Annotated in this window: 12 protein-coding genes and 4 pseudogenes; 8 read left to right on the top strand and 8 right to left on the bottom strand. The window is 64.5% G+C overall.

The features are described from left to right. Nucleotides 1–11 precede the first annotated feature (11 nt). Both SJY11_RS24460 and SJY11_RS24455 read left to right on the top strand, forming a co-directional pair. Nucleotides 12–1,055, top strand: coding sequence for an aspartate carbamoyltransferase (locus tag SJY11_RS24460; RefSeq protein ID WP_376989494.1), 1,044 nt, complete (start codon nucleotides 12–14; stop codon nucleotides 1,053–1,055). Further along, nucleotides 995–1,876, top strand: a complete 882-nt coding sequence (locus SJY11_RS24455) for an EamA family transporter (protein WP_376989493.1) — start codon at nucleotides 995–997, stop codon at nucleotides 1,874–1,876. Before SJY11_RS24460 ends, SJY11_RS24455 begins: the two co-directional genes overlap by 61 nt. Before the next feature lie 10 nt (nucleotides 1,877–1,886). On the opposite strand, the pseudogene tnpC (SJY11_RS24450) reads toward SJY11_RS24455, so the two are convergent. Then, nucleotides 1,887–2,601, bottom strand: a pseudogene (gene tnpC, locus SJY11_RS24450) (IS66 family transposase); the annotation flags it as partial. Nucleotides 2,602–2,943: 342 nt separating this feature from the next. On the opposite strand from tnpC (SJY11_RS24450), the gene SJY11_RS24445 reads away from it, so the two are divergent. Both SJY11_RS24445 and SJY11_RS24440 read left to right on the top strand, forming a co-directional pair. Next, nucleotides 2,944–3,561: a GGDEF domain-containing protein gene (locus SJY11_RS24445; protein WP_376989520.1), complete on the top strand. Its 618-nt coding sequence runs from the start codon at nucleotides 2,944–2,946 to the stop codon at nucleotides 3,559–3,561. A 28-nt stretch (nucleotides 3,562–3,589) separates the two neighbouring features. Next, nucleotides 3,590–3,721, top strand: a pseudogene (locus SJY11_RS24440) (IS66 family transposase); the annotation flags it as partial. Nucleotides 3,722–3,809: 88 nt separating this feature from the next. On the opposite strand, the gene SJY11_RS24435 reads toward SJY11_RS24440, so the two are convergent. The 3 genes and pseudogenes from SJY11_RS24435 to SJY11_RS24425 all read right to left on the bottom strand — a co-directional run. After that, nucleotides 3,810–6,269: a methyl-accepting chemotaxis protein gene (locus SJY11_RS24435; protein WP_376989492.1), complete on the bottom strand. Its 2,460-nt coding sequence runs from the start codon at nucleotides 6,267–6,269 to the stop codon at nucleotides 3,810–3,812. A gap of 245 nt (nucleotides 6,270–6,514) precedes the next feature. Then, a complete protein-coding gene (locus SJY11_RS24430) occupies nucleotides 6,515–8,593 on the bottom strand; it encodes a methyl-accepting chemotaxis protein (protein WP_376989491.1) in 2,079 nt (692 codons plus the stop codon). Between the two features lie 347 nt (nucleotides 8,594–8,940). Continuing rightward, nucleotides 8,941–9,210: pseudogene (locus tag SJY11_RS24425) on the bottom strand (IS110 family transposase); the annotation flags it as partial. Nucleotides 9,211–9,398: 188 nt separating this feature from the next. Between SJY11_RS24425 and tnpA the strand changes: the two are divergent. From tnpA to SJY11_RS24405, 4 genes and pseudogenes are all read left to right on the top strand, one after another. Continuing rightward, nucleotides 9,399–9,842, top strand: coding sequence for an IS66-like element accessory protein TnpA (gene tnpA, locus SJY11_RS24420; protein WP_376986911.1), 444 nt, complete (start codon nucleotides 9,399–9,401; stop codon nucleotides 9,840–9,842). Continuing rightward, nucleotides 9,839–10,195 (top strand): IS66 family insertion sequence element accessory protein TnpB, encoded by a 357-nt coding sequence (gene tnpB, locus SJY11_RS24415; RefSeq protein WP_376986912.1) that lies wholly within the window; start codon nucleotides 9,839–9,841, stop codon nucleotides 10,193–10,195. Before tnpA ends, tnpB begins: the two co-directional genes overlap by 4 nt. A 98-nt stretch (nucleotides 10,196–10,293) precedes the next feature. Next, nucleotides 10,294–11,772 carry an IS66 family transposase gene (gene tnpC, locus SJY11_RS24410; RefSeq protein ID WP_376989519.1) on the top strand — a complete coding sequence of 493 codons (1,479 nt, stop codon included), beginning with the start codon at nucleotides 10,294–10,296 and terminating at the stop codon, nucleotides 11,770–11,772. 48 nt (nucleotides 11,773–11,820) lie between these two features. After that, nucleotides 11,821–11,997: pseudogene (locus SJY11_RS24405) on the top strand (IS3 family transposase); the annotation flags it as partial. A 15-nt stretch (nucleotides 11,998–12,012) separates the two neighbouring features. Here the strand turns inward: SJY11_RS24405 and SJY11_RS24400 are convergent. From SJY11_RS24400 to SJY11_RS24385, 4 genes are all read right to left on the bottom strand, one after another. After that, nucleotides 12,013–15,747 (bottom strand): PAS domain S-box protein, encoded by a 3,735-nt coding sequence (locus SJY11_RS24400; RefSeq protein WP_376989490.1) that lies wholly within the window; start codon nucleotides 15,745–15,747, stop codon nucleotides 12,013–12,015. A gap of 608 nt (nucleotides 15,748–16,355) precedes the next feature. Continuing rightward, complete coding sequence (locus SJY11_RS24395) at nucleotides 16,356–17,417, bottom strand: relaxase/mobilization nuclease domain-containing protein (RefSeq protein WP_376989489.1); 1,062 nt, start codon at nucleotides 17,415–17,417, stop codon at nucleotides 16,356–16,358. After that, nucleotides 17,414–17,923, bottom strand: a complete 510-nt coding sequence (locus SJY11_RS24390; protein WP_376989488.1) for a plasmid mobilization protein — start codon at nucleotides 17,921–17,923, stop codon at nucleotides 17,414–17,416. The genes SJY11_RS24395 and SJY11_RS24390 overlap by 4 nt, the downstream gene beginning before the upstream one ends. Before the next feature lie 279 nt (nucleotides 17,924–18,202). Beyond that, nucleotides 18,203–18,772 (bottom strand): KorB domain-containing protein, encoded by a 570-nt coding sequence (locus tag SJY11_RS24385; RefSeq protein ID WP_376989517.1) that lies wholly within the window; start codon nucleotides 18,770–18,772, stop codon nucleotides 18,203–18,205. Between the last annotated feature and the right edge of the window lie 11 nt (nucleotides 18,773–18,783).

The raw sequence follows: 18,783 nt of genomic DNA, 5'->3' as shown, positions 1-18,783 counted from the left end.
AGCCAGATCCGATGACCGGCTTTAGCGTCAAAGATCTCCTGTCGGCCGATGACATCGACGAAGCCGATCTGGCCGACGTCCTGAGCAGGGCTGCAGCCATTGCGGACGGCGCGGCGCCCGATAAGACAGGCGCCAAGATGATCGGCCTGTTCTTCGAGCAGGAGAGCACGCGCACCAGGATTGGTTTCGACGTTGCGGCTTCCCGGCTCGGCCACCATGTCGTGGATGTCTCAGCTTCGCCAGGCAGTCGGCTTGGAAAGGCCCAAGGCGAAGATCTCGAGGATCACATCCGGACCATATCAGAGTACTGCGACCTCATCGTCGCAAGGACGCAGCACGTGGCGACCGTCGAGGAGATGGCGCGCTTGACGCATCTTCCCGTCATCAATGGCGGAAACGGAATCGGCGAGCACCCGACGCAGGCACTCGTGGACCTCTTTACGATGCAACGACGGCTCGGCGATGTCCGACAGCTGTCAGTGGCGCTGTCCTGCGATCCAACCGCGCGCCATGCTCTGTCCTTCATGAAACTGCTGAGGTTGTGCCCCCCGAAGCGGTTCACGCTCTGCCTTGCGCCAGAGACCAAGTTGTCGAACGTCGCCGCGGCGGTGATCGATGATCTGCGCCAGAATGGCACGATCATCGACCGGGTGGACAATGTCGAAGGCGCGCTCAACCATGATGTTCTTTCAATTCAGACTCAGAACGCATCGAGCATCATCAGTGGGCGGATCGGCGATACTGATGCGGCCCAGCATGTCGAGGACGAAAAATTTACTCTGACTGCCGAGAAGATACTTCGATTACAATCTAAAACAATGATCCTCAATCCTTTGCCCCGGCATTCCGAGACCGATAAGTCATGCGACAGCCTTCCAAACGCCGCCTATTTCGAACAGGTTCGGCTCTCGGTCCCCATTCGGATGGCGGTGCTCAGCCGCATGCTGGCAGGCCGGCGTTGGGCGGGCCGATCCCGCTTGCACTTGCAGCCTGGATGGCCGGCAACATCGTCGCCTATCTCCTCCTCGCTCTCGCCATCCGTCAGCTCAAGTTAGACCTCTCGTTTCCTGAGATCCTCGCCATACGCTCGGCAGGCGGGCTCGCGATCGGGATCGTCCTTGGGGTCCGCGACCCGACCCTGTTTCGAGAGGTTTGGCACTCCCGCCTTCCGTTACATGTCTTCCGCAGCGCGTTGCATGCCGCAGGCTCGCTCGCTGTCGTTTGGAGCGTTGCGAACCTGCCTCTTGGCCTTGTGGCCAGCATTGACTTCAGCGGCCCGTTGTTCGCGGCCGCCATCGGCATCCTCGGATACAGACATTGGCCGGCCCGATGGACATGGATCGGGCTGGTTTTGATATTGGCCGGCGCGACGATCATCGTTCTTCAATATCAGGAAGCGATCGGGCCGGCGATCATCATCCCCTTCATTGGCGTGTGTGTGCTCACATCCACAAATATCCTTCTTGCGGTCCTCAGCCGCAGGCAATCAACCCGGTCAATTCTGTTCTTGATGAACGGAACGCAATTGGTGATTTTTGCGATCCTGAGCGTTCTGGGCGCCGAGCATCTCAATCTGCCGAGCTCTGCTCTGGCGGGCGTGGCCGCGCTGCCTCAGGGATCGATCACTTTCGCCCTCGCCATCCTCGCGATGGCTGCCTCGGGCTACATGACGCAAGCATCTTTGAGCCAAGCGACGCGGCATGGAACGGTCGTTCAGGTGTCAGCGCTCGATACGCTTCGCATTCCGGCACTCGCGGTTGCTGGCGCACTCCTCTTGGGCGAGCCGCTCAATGAGACGCTCATCGTCCCAGCTACTGTGATCATGTGTGGTGCGATTCTCACGGCAGTGCTCGATCATTCGAGACGACGACAATAGCGCGGTGTTCTCAGGCCACGGCCTTGAGCGGCGGTGTGGCGTAAGCCCATGGCAGCAGATCGTCGATCTGGCTCTGGGGATGGCCGGCGACAATGCGGGCGATGACGTCGGCGAGGTAGGCTTGCGGATCGACGCCGTTGAGTTGGCAGGTCTCCACGAGCGAGGCGACGACGGCCCAGTGCTCGGCGCCGCCATCGGATCCGGCTAAGAGCGCGTTCTTGCGGCTCAAGGCGATCGGTCGGATCGCGCGCTTGACGACGTTGGAGTCGATTTCGACGCGGCCGTCGTCGAGGAAGCGGCTGAGGCCCGCCCAGCGCGAGAGCGCGTAGCGGATGGCCTCGGCAAGCTTGCTCTTCTGGCTGACGAGGAGAAGCTTGGCGTGCAGCCACGGCTCCAGCGCTTCGACGATGAGGCGGCTTCGGGCCTGGCGGGCGGCACAGCGTTCCTCGGCCGAGCAGCCTCGGATGTCGGCCTCGACCTGATAGAGCGTCGCGATGCGCGCGCGCGCTTCCATGGCGATTGGCGCGGGGCCACCTTGCGCGAGATCGTAGAACTTGCGCCGGACGTGTGACCAGCAGAAGGCCAGGCACGGCATTCCTCTCGGCCAGCGCCTTGTAGCCGGCGTAGCCGTCGACCTGGAGCACGCCGGTGAAGCCTTGAAGATGCCGGATCGGCTGCTCAGCCTTGCGGTCGGGCGCATAGAGATAGGCCACGCCAGGCGGGTCGCCATCCTATCCTCGGGCCTTCGAGGTCTGGTACGCGCATCTGTCGGGCGCACTCCCGGCGCTGAGCGCAGAACTGCAACGGGTTCTGGACAGCGGCGGCTTCGTTGGCGCGGCGGTCATCGACGGCCTGTACCATCGATACCTGGCCACCGAGCGTCTGGCTCAAGAAGCGAACCGGACCAGTTCTCAAATCTTGGAGGAAATCGCTGGGCTGACCCGCCAGATCAACGAGGCCGTGGACGCCAGCGAACTCTACCACAGCGAAATCTCTGCCCTCTCCGAACAAGGCCCAGCTTCGGCGGATCGAACCATGCTCCGCAAATGGGTTGAGACCCTGCTGCTATCGACCCGGAGCGAGGTTGCCAAAAAACGAAGCTCGAATCGAAGCTGCGCGACAGTGCACGCGAAATCAGTCACCTGCGAGATGCCCTCGAAACCACCCGGATCGAGGCACAGACGGACGCGCTCACGGGTCTCGCCAATCGGCGGCATTTCGAGGAGAGGCTGCAGGCGTGTTTCGAGGTTGCGACCTCAGACGGCATTCCTCTCACCCTGGTCATTGCCGACGTTGATTACTTCAAGCGCTTCAACGACGATCACGGGCATGCCACAGGCGATCAGGTTCTGCGGCTGGTCGCCCACACCATGACGGAACACATGGTCGATCGCGCTGTCATCACGCGCTTCGGTGGCGAGGAATTTGCCATCATCCTACCCGATACGAACCTGAATGACGGGAAGCTCTACGCTGAGTCCGTGCGGCAGGCTCTGTTGAAGCGCGAACTGATCAAACGCTCCACCAACGAGAAGCTCGGCCGCATCACGATCTCGTCTGGTGTCGCGGCCTATAAACTGGGGGACACCCCAACTTCGTTGATCGAGCGCGCGGACCAGGCACTTTTGGCTGCCAAGCGCACTGGGCGAAATCGAACAGTCACCCAGGACGCGCTGACCCGGTAAGGACAACTGCCCGAATCCGGCGCTATGAGTGAAGGCGTCGACCAAGCTCTTCGCCGACGAAACTACGGCGCCGGTGCTCGATCCCGGCCGCGGTCGGACCAAGACCGGTCAGCTCTTCGCCTACGCGCGCGACGAACGGCCCTGGGGCGGCGCCGAACCGTGCAGGCGCATCGCCGCAACGACGCGATCAGCAAGTTTGTCCTCGTCGACTCTCTTCGCAACGGCGTTTGTCATGCCACACCGCGATCTCAGAACTCTTCCCAGCCCGCATCACCGGCGCGGCTGTTGGCGACCTTCCTGGCGGGTGCCGGCGCCGGGCGCGGGGCGGGAGCCGCCATGCGGGGCGCCGGAGCCTTGTGAGCGAAGGCGACTTCCGCGAGCTGGCGCAAGCGGGCGGGCTCGCCGGCAGGCGCCGGCGCCGCCGCGGCCCGGCCGTCGTCGGGCCCGGTCTTGAAGGCGGCGACGAGGTCGTTGAGCTGGGCGATCTTGCCCGAGAGCGATCCGGCCGACGCCGCGCTCTGTTCCGACAGCGCCGCGTTCTGCTGGGTCATCTCGTCAAGATGCGCCACCGCTTGGCTCATCTCGTCGATGCCGCTGGCCTGTTCGCCCGAGGCGGCTGAGATTTCCGCGATGGTGGCCGCGACCTTCTCGGACGCGGCGAGGATCTGGCTGAGCTGTTCGCCGGCCTGACGGACGAGCTTGACGCCCTCGCCGACCTCGCTGTTCGACGAAGAGATCAGCGCCGAGATGTCCTTTGCCGCCTCGCTCGACCGCTGGGCGAGCGTCCGGACTTCGGACGCGACGACCGCGAAGCCCTTGCCGGCATCGCCCGCACGGGCCGCCTCGACGGCCGCGTTGAGGGCCAGCAGATTAGTCTGGAAGGCGATGTCGTCGATCACCCGGATGATGTCCGAGATCTTGGTCGAGGCGCTCTCGATGCGCGACATCGCGTCGACGGCCTTCCCGGCGATGGCGCCACCGGTCTGCGCCGCCTGCATCGCATCATTGGCGACGCTCGCCGCCTGGCGCGAGGCCTGGGCGGTGGCCTTGACCGAGGCCGCAAGCTGCTCGGTCGTCGCCGCGGTCTCCTCCAGGCTCGAGGCCTGATCCTCGGTGCGCTTCGACAGGTCGTCGGCACCCATGTTGATCTCGCGAGCGGCGAGACCGACATCGGCCGAGGTCAGCTGGATGGTGCGGACGGTCGAGGACAGGCGGTCGACGGTCTCGTTGATCGCCGTCTTCAGGGTCGCAAAGACGCCGTGATAGTCGCCCGAGACCGGGCGCGTCAGATCGGCGGTGGCAATGGCCTGCATCGCCTGGGCGAACTCGGTCGTCGACTGCTCGACAACCTCATTGATCTCGTTGATGCCATCGACAAGCTTCTTCAGCTGCTCATCGGCCTGGTCGGTGCGCACACGCGCCGAAAAGTCGCCTGCAGCCGCGGCCGCCACGACCTTGCCGACATCCGACACCACCGCCTCCATCGACTGCGCCCGCGCAAGGCGCACCGCAGCGGCCTCCTCCAGCTCTTCGAGTCCGCGAATGCGCTGAATATTGGCCTGGAAGACCTTGAGCGCGACGGCTATCGCTCCGATCTCGTCCTTCTGGTCCGCGTGGGTGATGTTCACATCGTGCACGCCGCGAGCGAGAGCATCCATATCCGCGATGACCTGACCGATCGGCCGGGTGATACTGCGACCCATTAGGACAGCGCTGATGAGCGAAGTGAGCAAAACACCTGCGGCCAGAGCCCCCGAAATCAGCAGTTTGCCAGACGCATCGCCCGCCACGCGCGTCGCGGTTTCCACTAGGGTCGCCGACGCTTTGTCCTCGACGGCCTTCAGCAGGTTGATGCGGTCGGTTGTTTTGCGAAACCAATCGGGCGCAGCGATCTTCGAAATGTCGCCGCCGAACGGCGCCGCATAGGCGGCGCGGCGCATGGAATCGACCTCCTGCGAGGCAGGCGCGGCCAAGGCAGCGTCGAGCAGCGCGATGGAAGCCGAGTTTCCGGCGGAGCGGAACTGTTCGAAAAACTGGCTTTGCGCCGCTCCCAGCCCAACGAAGTTTCGAAACAGCGCGGCCTCGAATCGGCCCGCGGCGAAAGCGTTTGAGCCCAAAGCCCGCTCCTGTCCAGCGCGCTCCTTTCCTTCCATGATCATCGCATAAGCGCGTGCATCTCCCTTGAGCGCGGGGTTAGACGCCACATCCTGGACGCTGCTGATCAGCATCAGGATCCGACTGATGGCGGTGGAGTATCGCCCTGCCGCTTCGGCCACGGGAATGGATAGCGCATCGACTTGTTGGCGCGTCGCACGCAGTTCCCCCAGAGCGCTTTCGATCGCTGGACGCTGCGCTAGCATCGGGCCCGCGAGTTCGACGGCAGCCACAGACCGGAAGATGTTGTCGAATGCCGCGAGCGCCGTGTCGGTTTGCTGACGCTGGGAGATCAACTCGGGCGCGAAGTTCTGACCTTTCGCCCCGATGAACAGGGCGGACGATCCACGCTCCTTCTGCAACTCATGGACGACCTGACCAGCCCTGGGCAACTGGCGTGCGACCATCGCGATCTCACGCGCTTCCTTTGCCTTCACCCACAATATCACACTGTTGCTGATGACAAGCGCCATGATGGCGAGGAGGGGAATGGCGACGACGAGCGCCAACTTGAGGTTGATCTTGATATCTCGAATCCGAAAAAGTCGAAACATCGACATCCCAGCCCCTCTTAACTGTTACCTTAGGTCACTCTAAATACAAATCAGATCAATTCTTCATTAACGTCGTCGCGATTTTCTCGAGTAATTACCGTCCCGTCGCAGCAATTTACGCCCTGCCGCATGAGAGTGCGGACATTGGCAATCCAGGCAAAGACTGCAGCGTTTATGGGAGATGTTCCGATCCCTCCCAGATCGGCAGGGCTCGTGTCGGTCGGCGGAGCACTCTCCTGACGGCATCAGAACTCTTCCCAGCCCGCATCACCGGCGCGGCTGTTGGCGACCTTCCTGGCGGGTGCCGGCGCCGGGCGCGGTGCGGGTGCCGCCATCCGGGGCGCCGGAGCCTTGTGAGCGAAGGCGACTTCCGCGAGCTGGCGCAAGCGGGCGGGCTCGCCGGCAGGCGCCGGCGCCGCCGCGGCCCGGCCGTCGTCGGGCCCGGTCTTGAAGGCGGCGACGAGGTCGTTGAGCTGGGCGATCTTGCCCGAGAGCGATCCGGCCGACGCCGCGCTCTGTTCCGACAGCGCCGCGTTCTGCTGGGTCATCTCGTCAAGATGCGCCACCGCTTGGCTCATCTCGTCGATGCCGCTGGCCTGTTCGCCCGAGGCGGCTGAGATTTCCGCGATGGTGGCCGCGACCTTCTCGGACGCGGCGAGGATCTGGCTGAGCTGTTCGCCGGCCTGACGGACGAGCTTGACGCCCTCGCCGACCTCGCTGTTCGACGAAGAGATCAGCGCCGAGATGTCCTTTGCCGCCTCGCTCGACCGCTGGGCGAGCGTCCGGACTTCGGACGCGACGACCGCGAAGCCCTTGCCGGCATCGCCCGCACGGGCCGCCTCGACGGCCGCGTTGAGGGCCAGCAGGTTGGTCTGGAAGGCGATGTCGTCGATGACGCGGATGATGTCCGAGATCTTCTGGGACGCCGTCTCGATGCGCGCCATCGCCTCGACCGCCTGACCGGCGATCGCGCCGCCATTCTGTGCCGCCTGCATCGCGTCATTGGCAATGGCCGCAGCGTTGCGCGAGGCCTGGGCCGAGGCCTTGACCGACGCCGCCAGTTCTTCCGTCGTCGCGGCGGTCTCTTCGAGCGAAGAGGCCTGCCCCTCGGTGCGCTTGGAGAGATCGTCGGCGCCCATGTTGATCTCGCGGGCGGCCAGACCGACATCGGCCGAGGTGACCTGGATCGTCTTCACCGTCGAGGACAGGCGGTCCACCGTCTCGTTGATCGCGTTCTTCAGCTCGGCGAACTTGCCGCGATAGGCCGAATCCACCCGCACCGTCAGGTCCCCGCCGGCCACCGCCGACAGCGCCGATGCGAACTCGGTCGTGGCCATATCGACGACGGCGTTGATCTCGTTGATGCCGGCGACGAGCTTCTGCATCTGCTCGTCGGCCTGGTCGATCTGCAGCCGGGCCGAGAAATCGCCATTGGCGGCCGCCGCCACGACCTCGCCGACATCGGTGACGACGAGCGCCATGCTCTCGGCCACCCGCAGCCGGCGCTCGGACGCCGCGCGCTCCTGCTCCTCCAGCGCGCGGATCTTGACCAGGCTCTCGCGGAAGACCTGCAGGGCCTTGGCCATGGTCCCGATCTCGTCCTCGCGGTCGGTGTGGTGGATCGTGGTTTCGAGATGGCCCTTGGCGAGTTCGTTCATCGCCTGCGTCGTGGCCAGGATCGGGCTTGCGACGCGCCGGGTGACGATCAGGATCGCGCCGACGCTGACAAGGGCGGCGAAGCCCCCCAGTGCGATCAGCATGTAGAGGCTAGACTGATAGTCGCTTTCTGCAACCGCGACGACCGTGTCGCCCTGACCCGCGATATGCGTCGAGAGCTCGTTGACGGCCTTTTCCATGGCGGCCAGTGTCGGGCGCAGATCGCGAAGCTGGGCGGCAGCCGTCGCCTTTTCGCCCTTGCGCGACAGCTCCAGCACCTGTTCCAGGCCGGTGCGATAGGTCGGCACCAGGGCCTCATAACGCTTCAGGGTCTCGCGGCTCTTCTCGAGAACGAGCCGTGGCGCCAGCTTCGCGCGCGCGGCCTCGATCTTCGAGGTCTCGGTGCGGATGTCGCTTTCGATCTGCGCCATCGCCGACGCTTCGGTCGAGTTGACATGCATGTTCAGCCGCAGATGCCGGCGCAGCAATTCCGCTTCGATCTCGCTGCCCATCTGGACATTGGGCATGACCTGCTGCGCCAGGAGCCTCATGTCGTTCTTCATCGTGTTGATGCCGGAGAGCGACAGGGCGATCGTGCCGGCCAGCATTACGGCAAGGGCCGCCACGATCCCGATGAGCGAGGTGCGGATGGTGATCTTCTTGAACATGCTGTCGCTCCGGCTGTCAGGTTCGCGGGCCGATGCGCTCTCGCAACGGCAATCGCATCGTTGACAGCTACAATGCTTGTATCTTGATTATATCGTTAGCTCAGCAACGTTTAACAAAAGGTAACCATGCTTTTGACGAAACGGAACATCGCTGCCGTGAAAGTTAAGCGCGGCTATCCGGAAGACGATGCTTCGCAGTGAGCCACCACGACAGACACACGATGATCGACATTAGTCTATGAAGATGGTAACCCTCCTCTGAATGGGCATCGCAAGTTGCTGCTGCTCGGGCGCTGTCGCCCACTGGGAGATCAGGTATCCTGACCTATCAACCCGCGTGCCAACGCGTCATTCTTCTGCCGCTTTACGAACGGCTTGACGTAGGCTGCTGGGATCAGCCGCACGTCGTGACCGAGCTCCTCGATTGCGCGTCCCCATTCATGAGCAGTGGCGCAAGCTTCAATCGCGACGATGCAGCGATGCTGTTGCGCGAGGAATGGGAGCACCTGCGGTCGCGATAGTCTTTTCCGGAAGGCGACTGCGCCATCAGCAAAAGCGCCGTGCGCGTGGAACACCGGCTTTGCCAGATCGATTCCGATGTTGGTGACGTTGTTCATGTTCGCCTCCCGCTGCGGCCAATCCGCAGGCCTCAATGTTTGACACGCGAGAGCGCTGGCAGGAGGGGCATCCACTCCATTAACTTCCAAACAGGATGGAGCCATGACGAGCGTAAGCGATGTCCCGCTGGCACCTTTGCTTGAGCGGTCTGAGCGCCGATGTTTGAGGCCCCTGAGGGCTTCGACACATGACGATTTCAGAGCTTACGCTTAAATCCAGCGACGACGAGCCGGTTCGGCGGTTCGAGGTCTTCACTGGGACCGGGCGCCGACGAGATTGGTCGGACGACGACAAGGCAAGGATCGTGGCGGAGAGCTACGAGCCGGGCGCGACGGTGAGCGCGATTGCGCGCCGCCATGCCTTGTCTCCGCAGCAGCTTTTCGGCTGGCGGCGTCTTTTGCGGCGAGCACCAGAGCCGGCATCATCGCCCATGTTCGTGCCCGCGGTGGTCGATGCAGTTCGTTGCGAACCCGAGACCGTGAGGCAGCCGACCACGCGTCGTCGTCGCACTGTCGCCAGGCCGAGCGGCGGGATCGAGATCGAGATTGACGGCGTCGTGGTGCGTGTCGGAACCGGTGCGAGCCCCAAGACGATTGCCGCGGTGATCGGCGCGCTGAAGGGCGGCGCGTGATCGGCCCGACCGGCGCGGTCCGCGTCATGATCGCGACGAAGCCGGTCGACTTCCGCAAGGGCGCGGAGGGCCTGGCCGCGCTGGTGCGCGAGAACATGGGCGCCGATCCGTTCTCGGGCGCGGTCTATGTGTTCCGGGCGCGGCGCGCCGACCGGATCAAGCTGGTCTACTTCGATGGAACGGGCGTCTGCCTGTTCTCGAAGAGGCTGGAAGACGGCAAGTTCCAGTGGCCCGCCATCGCCGACGGCGTCGTGCGACTGACAGCGGCACAGCTTCAGGCGTTGCTCGAAGGCCTCGACTGGCGACGGGTGCATGAACGGCGCGAGACACGGGTCCCCGTCGCGGCAAGTTGATCGTTCCAGACTGGCAAGCCACTGTAATCCATGATTGAATCGGCTTCGTGAACAACGCGGCCAACCCACTGACCAGCGATCCGATCGCGCTTCGGGCGATGCTGGCGGAAGAGCGCGCCGAGAACGAGCGGCTGCGTCAGATCATCAAGGAGTTGCAGCGTCATCGCTTCGGGCGCCGAGCCGAGAGCCTGCCGCTCGATCAGCTCCTGCTCGGGCTCGAGGAGGCCGAGCAGATCGAGGCCGAGGCCCTCGCGGGCGAGGAAGCGGCTGATCCCGTCAAGCATGCCGACCGGGCCAGGAAACGCCGCGCCAACCGTGGAGCACTGCCGGCGCACCTGCTGCGGGTTGAGCAGATCGTCGACGTCCAGGACAAGACCTGCCCGTGCTGCCGGGGCGAGCTGCATGCGATGGGCGAGGATGTCTCCGAGCGTCTCGACATCGTCCCCGCCCAGTTCCGCGTGATCGTGACCCGTCGGCCGAAATACGCCTGCCGGGCCTGCGAGGAGGTCGTGGTGCAGGCGCCGGCACCCGCCCGGCTCGTCGAGGGCGGCATCCCGACCGAGGCAACGGTGGCCCATGTTCTGGTCGCCAAATACGCCGACCACCTGCCGCTTTACCGCCAGGCCCAGATCTATGGCCGGCAGGGCGTGAACCTGGACCGCTCAACCCTGGCTGACTGGGTCGGCAAGGCAGCCTTCCTCCTACGGCCGGTCCATGAGCGCTTGTTCGAGCGGCTGAAGGCATCGACCAAGCTCTTCGCCGACGAGACGACGGCGCCGGTGCTCGATCCCGGCCGCGGCCGGACCAAGACCGGCCAGCTCTTTGCCTACGCCCGTGACGAACGGCCCTGGGGCGGCGCAGACCCTCCTGGCGTGGCCTATCTCTATGCGCCCGACCGCAAGGCTGACCAGCCGATCCGGCATCTTCAAGGCTTCACCGGCGTGCTCCAGGTCGACGGCTACGCCGGCTACAAGGCGCTGGCTGAGAGGAATGCCGTGAGCCTGGCCTTCTGCTGGAGCCACGTCCGACGGAAGTTCTACGATCTCGCGCAAGGTGGCCCCGCGCCAATCGCCACGGAAGCGCTCGCGCGCATCGCGACGCTCTATCAGGTCGAGGCCGACATCAAAGGCTGCTCGGCCGAGGAACGCTGCGCCGCCCGCCAGGCCCGAAGCCGCCCCATTGTCGCGGCGCTGGAGCCGTGGCTCAAGGACAAGCTCGGCCTCGTCAGCCAGAAGAGCAAGCTTGCCGAGGCCATCCGCTACGCGCTCTCGCGCTGGGCCGGTCTCTCACGCTTCCTCGACGACGGCCGCGTCGAGATCGACTCCAACGTGGTCGAGCGCGCGATCCGACCGATCGCTTTGAACCGCAAGAACGCGCTCTTTGCCGGATCCGATGGCGGCGCCGAGCACTGGGCAGTCGTCGCCTCGCTCGTGGAGACCTCCAAGCTCAACGGCGTCGATCCGCAAGCCTACCTCGCCGACGTCATCGCCCGTATCGTCGCCGGCCACCCGCAAAGCCAGCTCGACGATCTGCTGCCTTGGGCCTACGCCTCACAGCCGCTCAAGGCCGTGGCCTGAGAACACCGCTTACTGACGAGCAAGACGACGAACAAGTTCTTTTCCGAGATGCGCGAGCGCGCTTTGCGATTTCACGAGGACGATTACCCGTCACGTTAGGCGGCATGCCAATCGGTTTCCGCCAAGATCGGCTGCACTGCGCACACGCTGTTTGAATGGGTCAAAAAGGCTGAGGTCGTCAGCGGCAAGCTGGCTGGCACTTCGATCCCCGCAGAGGACCGTATGGTCGAACCATCGTCATTACGACCTTGCGAGCGACTCCGCGATGACTTTCGCCAACTCCTCCTGCCGGAACGGCTTAGCCAAGCGCGGCAGGTCCGTCGTCTGGCCGTTCGGAAGGTCCGCGTAGCCCGTCGCTAGGACGACCGGCAGCTCCGGCCGGCGTCGGCGAACCTCGTCCGCAAGTTGCAAGCCGGTCATGCCCGGCATCGACTGGTCGGTGATCACGATGTCGATCTCCGGATGCTCTGCCAGTCGCGACAGCGCCTCCTCGCCCGAAGATGCCTCGATCACGCTGTGGCCGAGGTCCTCCAACATTGCTGCGGTCCCCATCCCGACGAGCACGTCGTCGTCCACGACGAGTGCCGTGAGAAGTCCGTGAATGGCCCGAGCTGCGGCCGGCGCCTCTTTCCGGCTCGCCGCGCCGTCGGCCTGAGGCTCCGCCAGCGGAAGGTAGATGACGATCGTCGTGCCGCGCCCGATCGTGCTTTCGATGCTCATCAGGCCGCCAGACTGTGCCGCAAGGCCCTGCACCATGGACAGTCCGAGGCCGGTGCCCTTGCCGACGCCCTTAGTGGTGAAGAATGGTTCGGTGGCCCGCTTGACAGTCTCCTTGTCCATGCCGTGTCCGGTGTCGGACACCGAAAGGCGCACGTAACGGCCCTCGGCCAGCCGATCGTCCCTATTGGAAGACGCCGCATGCGGCGCTGCTTCGATAGTCAGCGCGCCGCCATCCGGCATGGCATCACGCGCGTTGATCGCGAGGTTCAGCAACGCCATCTCCAGCTGGTTTGCGTCGGCCAGCACCGGAGGCAGGCCGGGGGGCATTTTGACGGAGACGGCGATGCCCGCGTGCAGAGATCGACCCAACAGGTCCTGCATGCCCTGAACGAGCCCGGCGAGATCGATCGGCCCGGTCTTGAGGTCCTGCCGACGGGCGAAGGCGAGCAGGCGACCCGTCAGCGCCGCGCCCCGCTCCGCGCCCTTTATGGCGCCGTCGAGAAGCTTCGTCGTGTTCACGTCGTCGATGCGCTTCCGGGCCAGATCGAGGTTCGACAGGATGGCCGCCAGCAGATTGTTGAAGTCATGCGCCACGCCGCCGGTCAGCTGCCCGATCGTCTCCGTCTTCTGCAGATCGTTGAGCTTGCGCTGCTCGGCCAGCCGCTCCGTGACGTCGGTCACGAACTGATAAGCGCCGATGCGCCGTCCGTCGGCGTCGAAGAGATTGTAGGAACGCACCTCGTGCGCGCGCCGATCGAACGCTGGATCGCCGAACTCGGCCGTCTCGACGAACTCTTCGCCCCCCAGCGCGCGCGCCCAGACGGCCTCCACCGCCTCCACGGCTACGCGGCGCTCCGGCTGCGCTTGAAGCAATCGCCGCATGTCGTCGCCGGCTTTCGGGCGCACCCCGTGGATGCGTGCGAATTCTTCCGCAGCCGCCCGGTTGATCGCCAGCCAGCACCAATCCAGCCCGACGATCTGGACTTGCATGGCCGTGTTGTCGATGATTTCGGCCAGCAGCCGCCGTTCCGCCAAGGCCTGCCCCACCCGCCGCTCGAGCTCGGCGTTCAAGCTCGACAGAGCCTGCGTCGCGTGGCGCTCAGCGTCGATGTCGAGGATCGCGACGAGCGCGCCCACGATCCGCCCATCTTCGTCGCGCACGGCGGCGCCAATGAGAGAGAGCCAGATGCGCGATCCGTCGGGACGCCGGTAGTGCACCTCGAGGGACGGATGCTCCTCCCCCGCGAGGGCCCTGGCCAGCGGATATTCGTCGCCCGAGACGCGGCTACCGTCCGCGTGGAAGCTCACCCATTCGCCATAGCTGTCCTTGTCCTTCGAATGGAAGATCGGGTGGCCGAAGATCGCCTCCGCCTTGGCGTTGCCGTCATAGATGGCGCCGTCCTCGTCGGCGAGGACGATGCCGATCGGCGCGCTCGCGATGATGGCCTCAAGCTTCGCCTCGCTCGATTGCAGCGCCCGCTCGGCCACGCGTCGCTTCGTGACGTCGGCCACGACGTTGACGGTGCGCGACGGCCGGCCTGTAGCATGGCGCTCGATCACCCGTGCATGGCCATGCAGGTAGGTGACGGCGCCTCCGGGCCGGCGTATGCGGTATTCGAAGTCATGCTCGTCTTGGCCCAACAGGCTCGCCTGGATCGCCTCGTCAATGTCGGTGTCGTCTTCGTGCAGTGCGGCGCGCCATTCGTCGTCAGGCCCGCCCACCTGGCCTATCCCGCCGGGAAGCGAAATTCCGAAGATCGCCATGGCCTCCGACGACCACAGCCGCTCGCCCTTGGCAAAATCAGTTTCCCAGGAGCCGATCTTGCCGACCTCCAGCGCCTGGCGGTAGCGCGCCTCGCTCTCGCGCAGCGATTTTTCGCGGTCGCCGCTCTCGCTCGCCGCACGCATCAGCGCAGCGCCGATGGCGTCGGCTTCCACGAGCCCTGTCGGCGGCAGGACCACCGCCTGCCCCCGGCCCATCTTGCCGGCTGCGGCCGCGACCGCTTGGAACGGCCGCGCGATGCCGCGGGAGACGAGCGCCGCTAGTAGGAGTGACAGCGCGAGCGCCGCCCCCGCGGCCGCTAGCACCTGCCTGGTCGACTGGATGAGCGGCGCCCTAATGACGGCCATCGGCACGGCGGCCGCGACGCGCCATCCCGTTGTGGAGGAACGGGAATAGGCACTGAGTACCTCCACGCCGTCCAGCGTGGTTCCAACATAAGACCCCCCGTCGCCGACCGCGTTTTTGCGGAAGGTTTCCGTTGCCTCGTTATTGACGAAGCGTTCGTGCTGGCGCGAGCGGGCGATGATGCGGTTGCGGCGGTCGATCAGCGACACCGTCCAGTCTGCCGGAGCCGCGTCCGCCAGAAGCTTGGCGAGGCGCGCCGGGTCGATGGTCAAGCTTAGCGCGTACGCAACCTCGCCGCCCTGCCGGACTGTTTCGCTGATCATCACCAGCGGAGTCCTCGTCGTGGTGCCCAAGAACATGTCCGAGTAGAAGACGCCGCCTGTCGCGAAGATGCGCGCGTCAGTCGCCAACAGCACGGGATCGGTCGCGATCGGCAGAGCCGCGCCGAAGGGCAGGTTGGAGTTGACGACCTGCTGGCCGCTTCGGTTGCGCATGCTGATGAAGCGACCGCGCGTCTGCAGCACGGCCCGCGCTTGCGAATCGAAGGCGGCCAGGTCGCCGCTCTGCAGAGACGGCGAGGTCGCCAGCACCTCGAGCGCCGCCGTCATCTCCGCGATCTCGCGGTCGACGATCGCCGAGGCCCGCCGCACGACGTCGAAGGCCGCCTCCTCCGCCCGCCCGCGCTCGCTTTGCTGGAAACCCCAGAGCAGCAGGAACGCGAAGACCATGACTGGGCCGACAACCGCGCTCACGAGCAGTGTGAGGCGTGCGCGGATCGAGAGCCTGATCAAGAGGTATCTTCCGGGGTTTGGTGGAGGATAAACGGACAAATTCTTGAAAACGATAACACAGATCCGGGCAATGGCCATGGAAGGGGCGTATGGCAATTTTGGTGACGAATGGGCGGCTATCAACCCGTAACTGCGATTGATCTCATGTTCGTAGAATGAGGCTTTCTGGACGCCGGACTTCAGATTGTCGCGCACGACGAAGCGAGCCACGCCACCGAGGAAGCGGAAGGTCCGGACATGGGCTTCGATCCAGTCGGGCAGCGTCTGCGTCCAGGTCGCCTCGGCATTGGATGAAGAGCGGGCTGCCGCCTTGGGACGGCTGCATGAGCTATCCATTCGTGTATCGAAAACTGCGGCCGAGGTTGCCGCGTTGGCGGACTCTGTCGCTGTATTGCGAAAAGTGTGGCTTACTCTGGCCACTCGCCGCCTGATGCCCTCTAGTTTCCCCACCCCGGGGCGGTGATCGCTTCCTTGATTTCGATGATCCGGTCACAACCGTCTTCGAGGACGAGGGGCACTAGCCGGGATCAGTGACAGACCCTGTGCATCATTTGGGCTAGCGTCAGCTCATTGCCGTGCTACACGTTTGGCACACGGTCATTGCAACTTCGCTTTGACACCTGAAACAGTGGCACCATCGTCAATCCGTTGTAATGCAATGCTTTTTTGTCTTGAGTGGAGGTTCGAGTCCTCTCCTGGGCAGTCTTCTCTTCTATCGCCCAGTCCTATCGATTGTTTGCGGGGTGAGCGAGGCTAGCAAGCTTCTCCGGCCCCAGCGCAACCAACGCCGCTGCATTCAGAGCCCGTGCCCATTTTTCCCCGACAGTAGCATCAGCACGACGTCCGGGTGACCACATCAAGCCCAGTCGCTATCGACTTCTCATCGGAGCGCATCTTGCCAAGAAGATCGCGCGCGCAGCCTCGGACGATGGTTTAAACCACACCTACCGTTCGCCTCGAGGTTTCCCCGGTTCGCGGTTAGCTTCGCCTCGTGCCGGGTCGGTGCGTTTGCGTTGCGCATCGGCTGCCAATTCCCGCATCAACTGCTCCCGTCGCGTTTCCGGGTCCGGCATCTTCGCCACGAATTCCCGGACCTTCATCGCGAGAGCCCGATCGCTCCCCTTGCCCGTACGCTCTAGCTCTTTGGCGTGAGCCAGATACTGCGCACGGATTTTGACCTGGCGCTCGCGCGCTTTCGCCTCCCAGGGCCGCGGACCTATGACCCCTGCCTTTGCCGCGCGAACCACATCCTCCCGTGCACCTCTGTCCGTGTCAGGCACCACACCGCGACGGCGCAGCGCGACCACCGTTCCCTTGTCGTGCTTGCGTACCTTTCCCCGGGTGCGCCGTGGGGTGGCCTCGGCCGCGACGCCCCGCAACCGTAGCTCGCCGGCAAACCGCTCGCGCCAGGTTGCCAGATCGGCCTTCCGTGGGTTCAGACGCTTTCGATTGTAGCCCTGCGACCGAACCGTCAGATGCACATGCGGGTGCTTATCATCGAGATGCTGCACGAAGACATAGTCGTGGTTCGCTTCGAACGTCTCGATAGCGAACGCCCGCACGGCGTCTTTCACCGCGATCGGATTGGTGCCCGGCGGCATCGACAGGATGATGTTGACCGACACGCTGCCATCTCGGCGGCGCTTGTCGTCGAGCGCCGTATCCTCGGTCCAGCGAGCCTGCAGATCCTTGAGGCCCTCCCGGCCCTGCATCAGCGAACCCTGCTCGGTCTCCGCCGTCAGTTCGCCATTGCGCATGATGTATTCGAGATGGGATTTGAGATGCCCGGCGTCCTTGGTCCGTCCGGTGATCTTGACCATCACCTCCGGCGCACGACCGACAATCCGCTCGAGCCGCGCCCGCATCGCCGGCGTGACCCGCTGAGGCGTGACTGGGTCTGGAATGTCGGCCTCGGACACACGCGGCCGGCGTACTGGCGTCCGCCACACGTAGGAGATCGGCGGAAGGTCATCGAGAAGCTCTTTGGCATGCTTCCCGCTCATCATCGGCCTTCCCAATAGGTGCTGGTTCGATCCAGAACCTCTTTCAATTCGCCCTGAAGCGCTTCCAGTGCGACGCGGGTTTCGTTCAACATCCTCCAACTGTCGGCGCCTGGATCGAGCTCGCTACGGTTTGCTGCTCGGGCGATCTGATTGACGTTGCCGCCAATCCGGTTGAGCTCGCGCGCGATCGCCCGCAACGCCTCGCGCTCGCCGTCCGACTGCTGAGCCGGTGCGCCCAGTCGCGACCGAACCAAAGACGTGATCCATTGCGTCCGCGTCATCCCTCGCGCAGTCGCCAGCTCGCCAAGCTGACGCAGCTCGCTCTCGCGGAAGCGCACTGTCACCTTCTGCGGAGCCCCGACCGCGACCTGTGCGCGCTTCGATTCCGGTACGCCGACTGCGCCCTCGAGCAACCGTCGGATCAGCGCCGACTTACCGCCCTCGGTCGCGGCCAGGGCAGCGAACTGTAGCGCCAGATCATCCGAAACCCGCAACGTCAACGTCGGCATCTGGGCGCTCCCTAATCGCGACAAGATCCATCGAAGCGCAGCAGCGCCTCTGACCGCCAAAATGGCGTAATAATTCGCTGGCGGCAAGCCTATCCTGCACTAGAACCCCAACCCATGACTCTCAACAATCCACCTCGGTTAACGATTCGAGAAGGGGCGTGTCACGAGCGCCATCGGCAACCCACAGCAAACCGACGCGGCGTCGTGGCCTTCGAGCCGCCTTGAAACGACGCAGTGTGGTTCAAACCACATGTCGGTCGTGGCGCTCCTCCGACTGCCTCAGCGGATGACAACCGATTCGACCCGAAGCGCGGTCACGCCCGCATCCTCAACCGAGCCGTCATCGAATGCGACGCGCGCGAACCCTTGGCTGCTCGCCAAAGTATCGTCGAGCACCAAAGCGCCGTGCCGCTTGCCGACGCGTACCCGCACGACAGCCAAACCCTTTGCAGCAGGACGCGATTGCGATGTTACTGCCACTGGAGCGCGCGCATTTTGAGCAGATCGCCGATCGGGCTCGGCGTTCGGCATCGAGCCAGCCGGCTCCTCAGCCTTCGCATCGATAGCTACTGGCGGCGTGCCGGATGATCGGACCGTCGCCGCAAACTCTCTCGCCTGGGCATCGGTGAAGGCCGTGCGATCCTCAACCGCGCGCTCGACATCTTTCGGCTCCTGCCGCCACGCCTGATAAAGTTCGTAGACCGCGCGGATCGAACTCGTCGCCAGCATCTCCTGCAGGAATGGCGGCATCTTCGGCACCGCGCCATAGCGCGAAACCCAGTCACGGGGTTTGCCGAGACGGCGCGCGATCTCGGTCTGCTTTTCACCAGCATCGAGCCGCGCCGTGATGAAGCGCGCTG

This window comes from Allobosea sp. R86505, from assembly GCF_042466375.1.
Lineage (GTDB): Bacteria > Pseudomonadota > Alphaproteobacteria > Rhizobiales > Beijerinckiaceae > Allobosea.
Note: the sequence above shows the minus strand (reverse complement) of the source record. Positions and strands in the feature narration are given on the sequence as shown.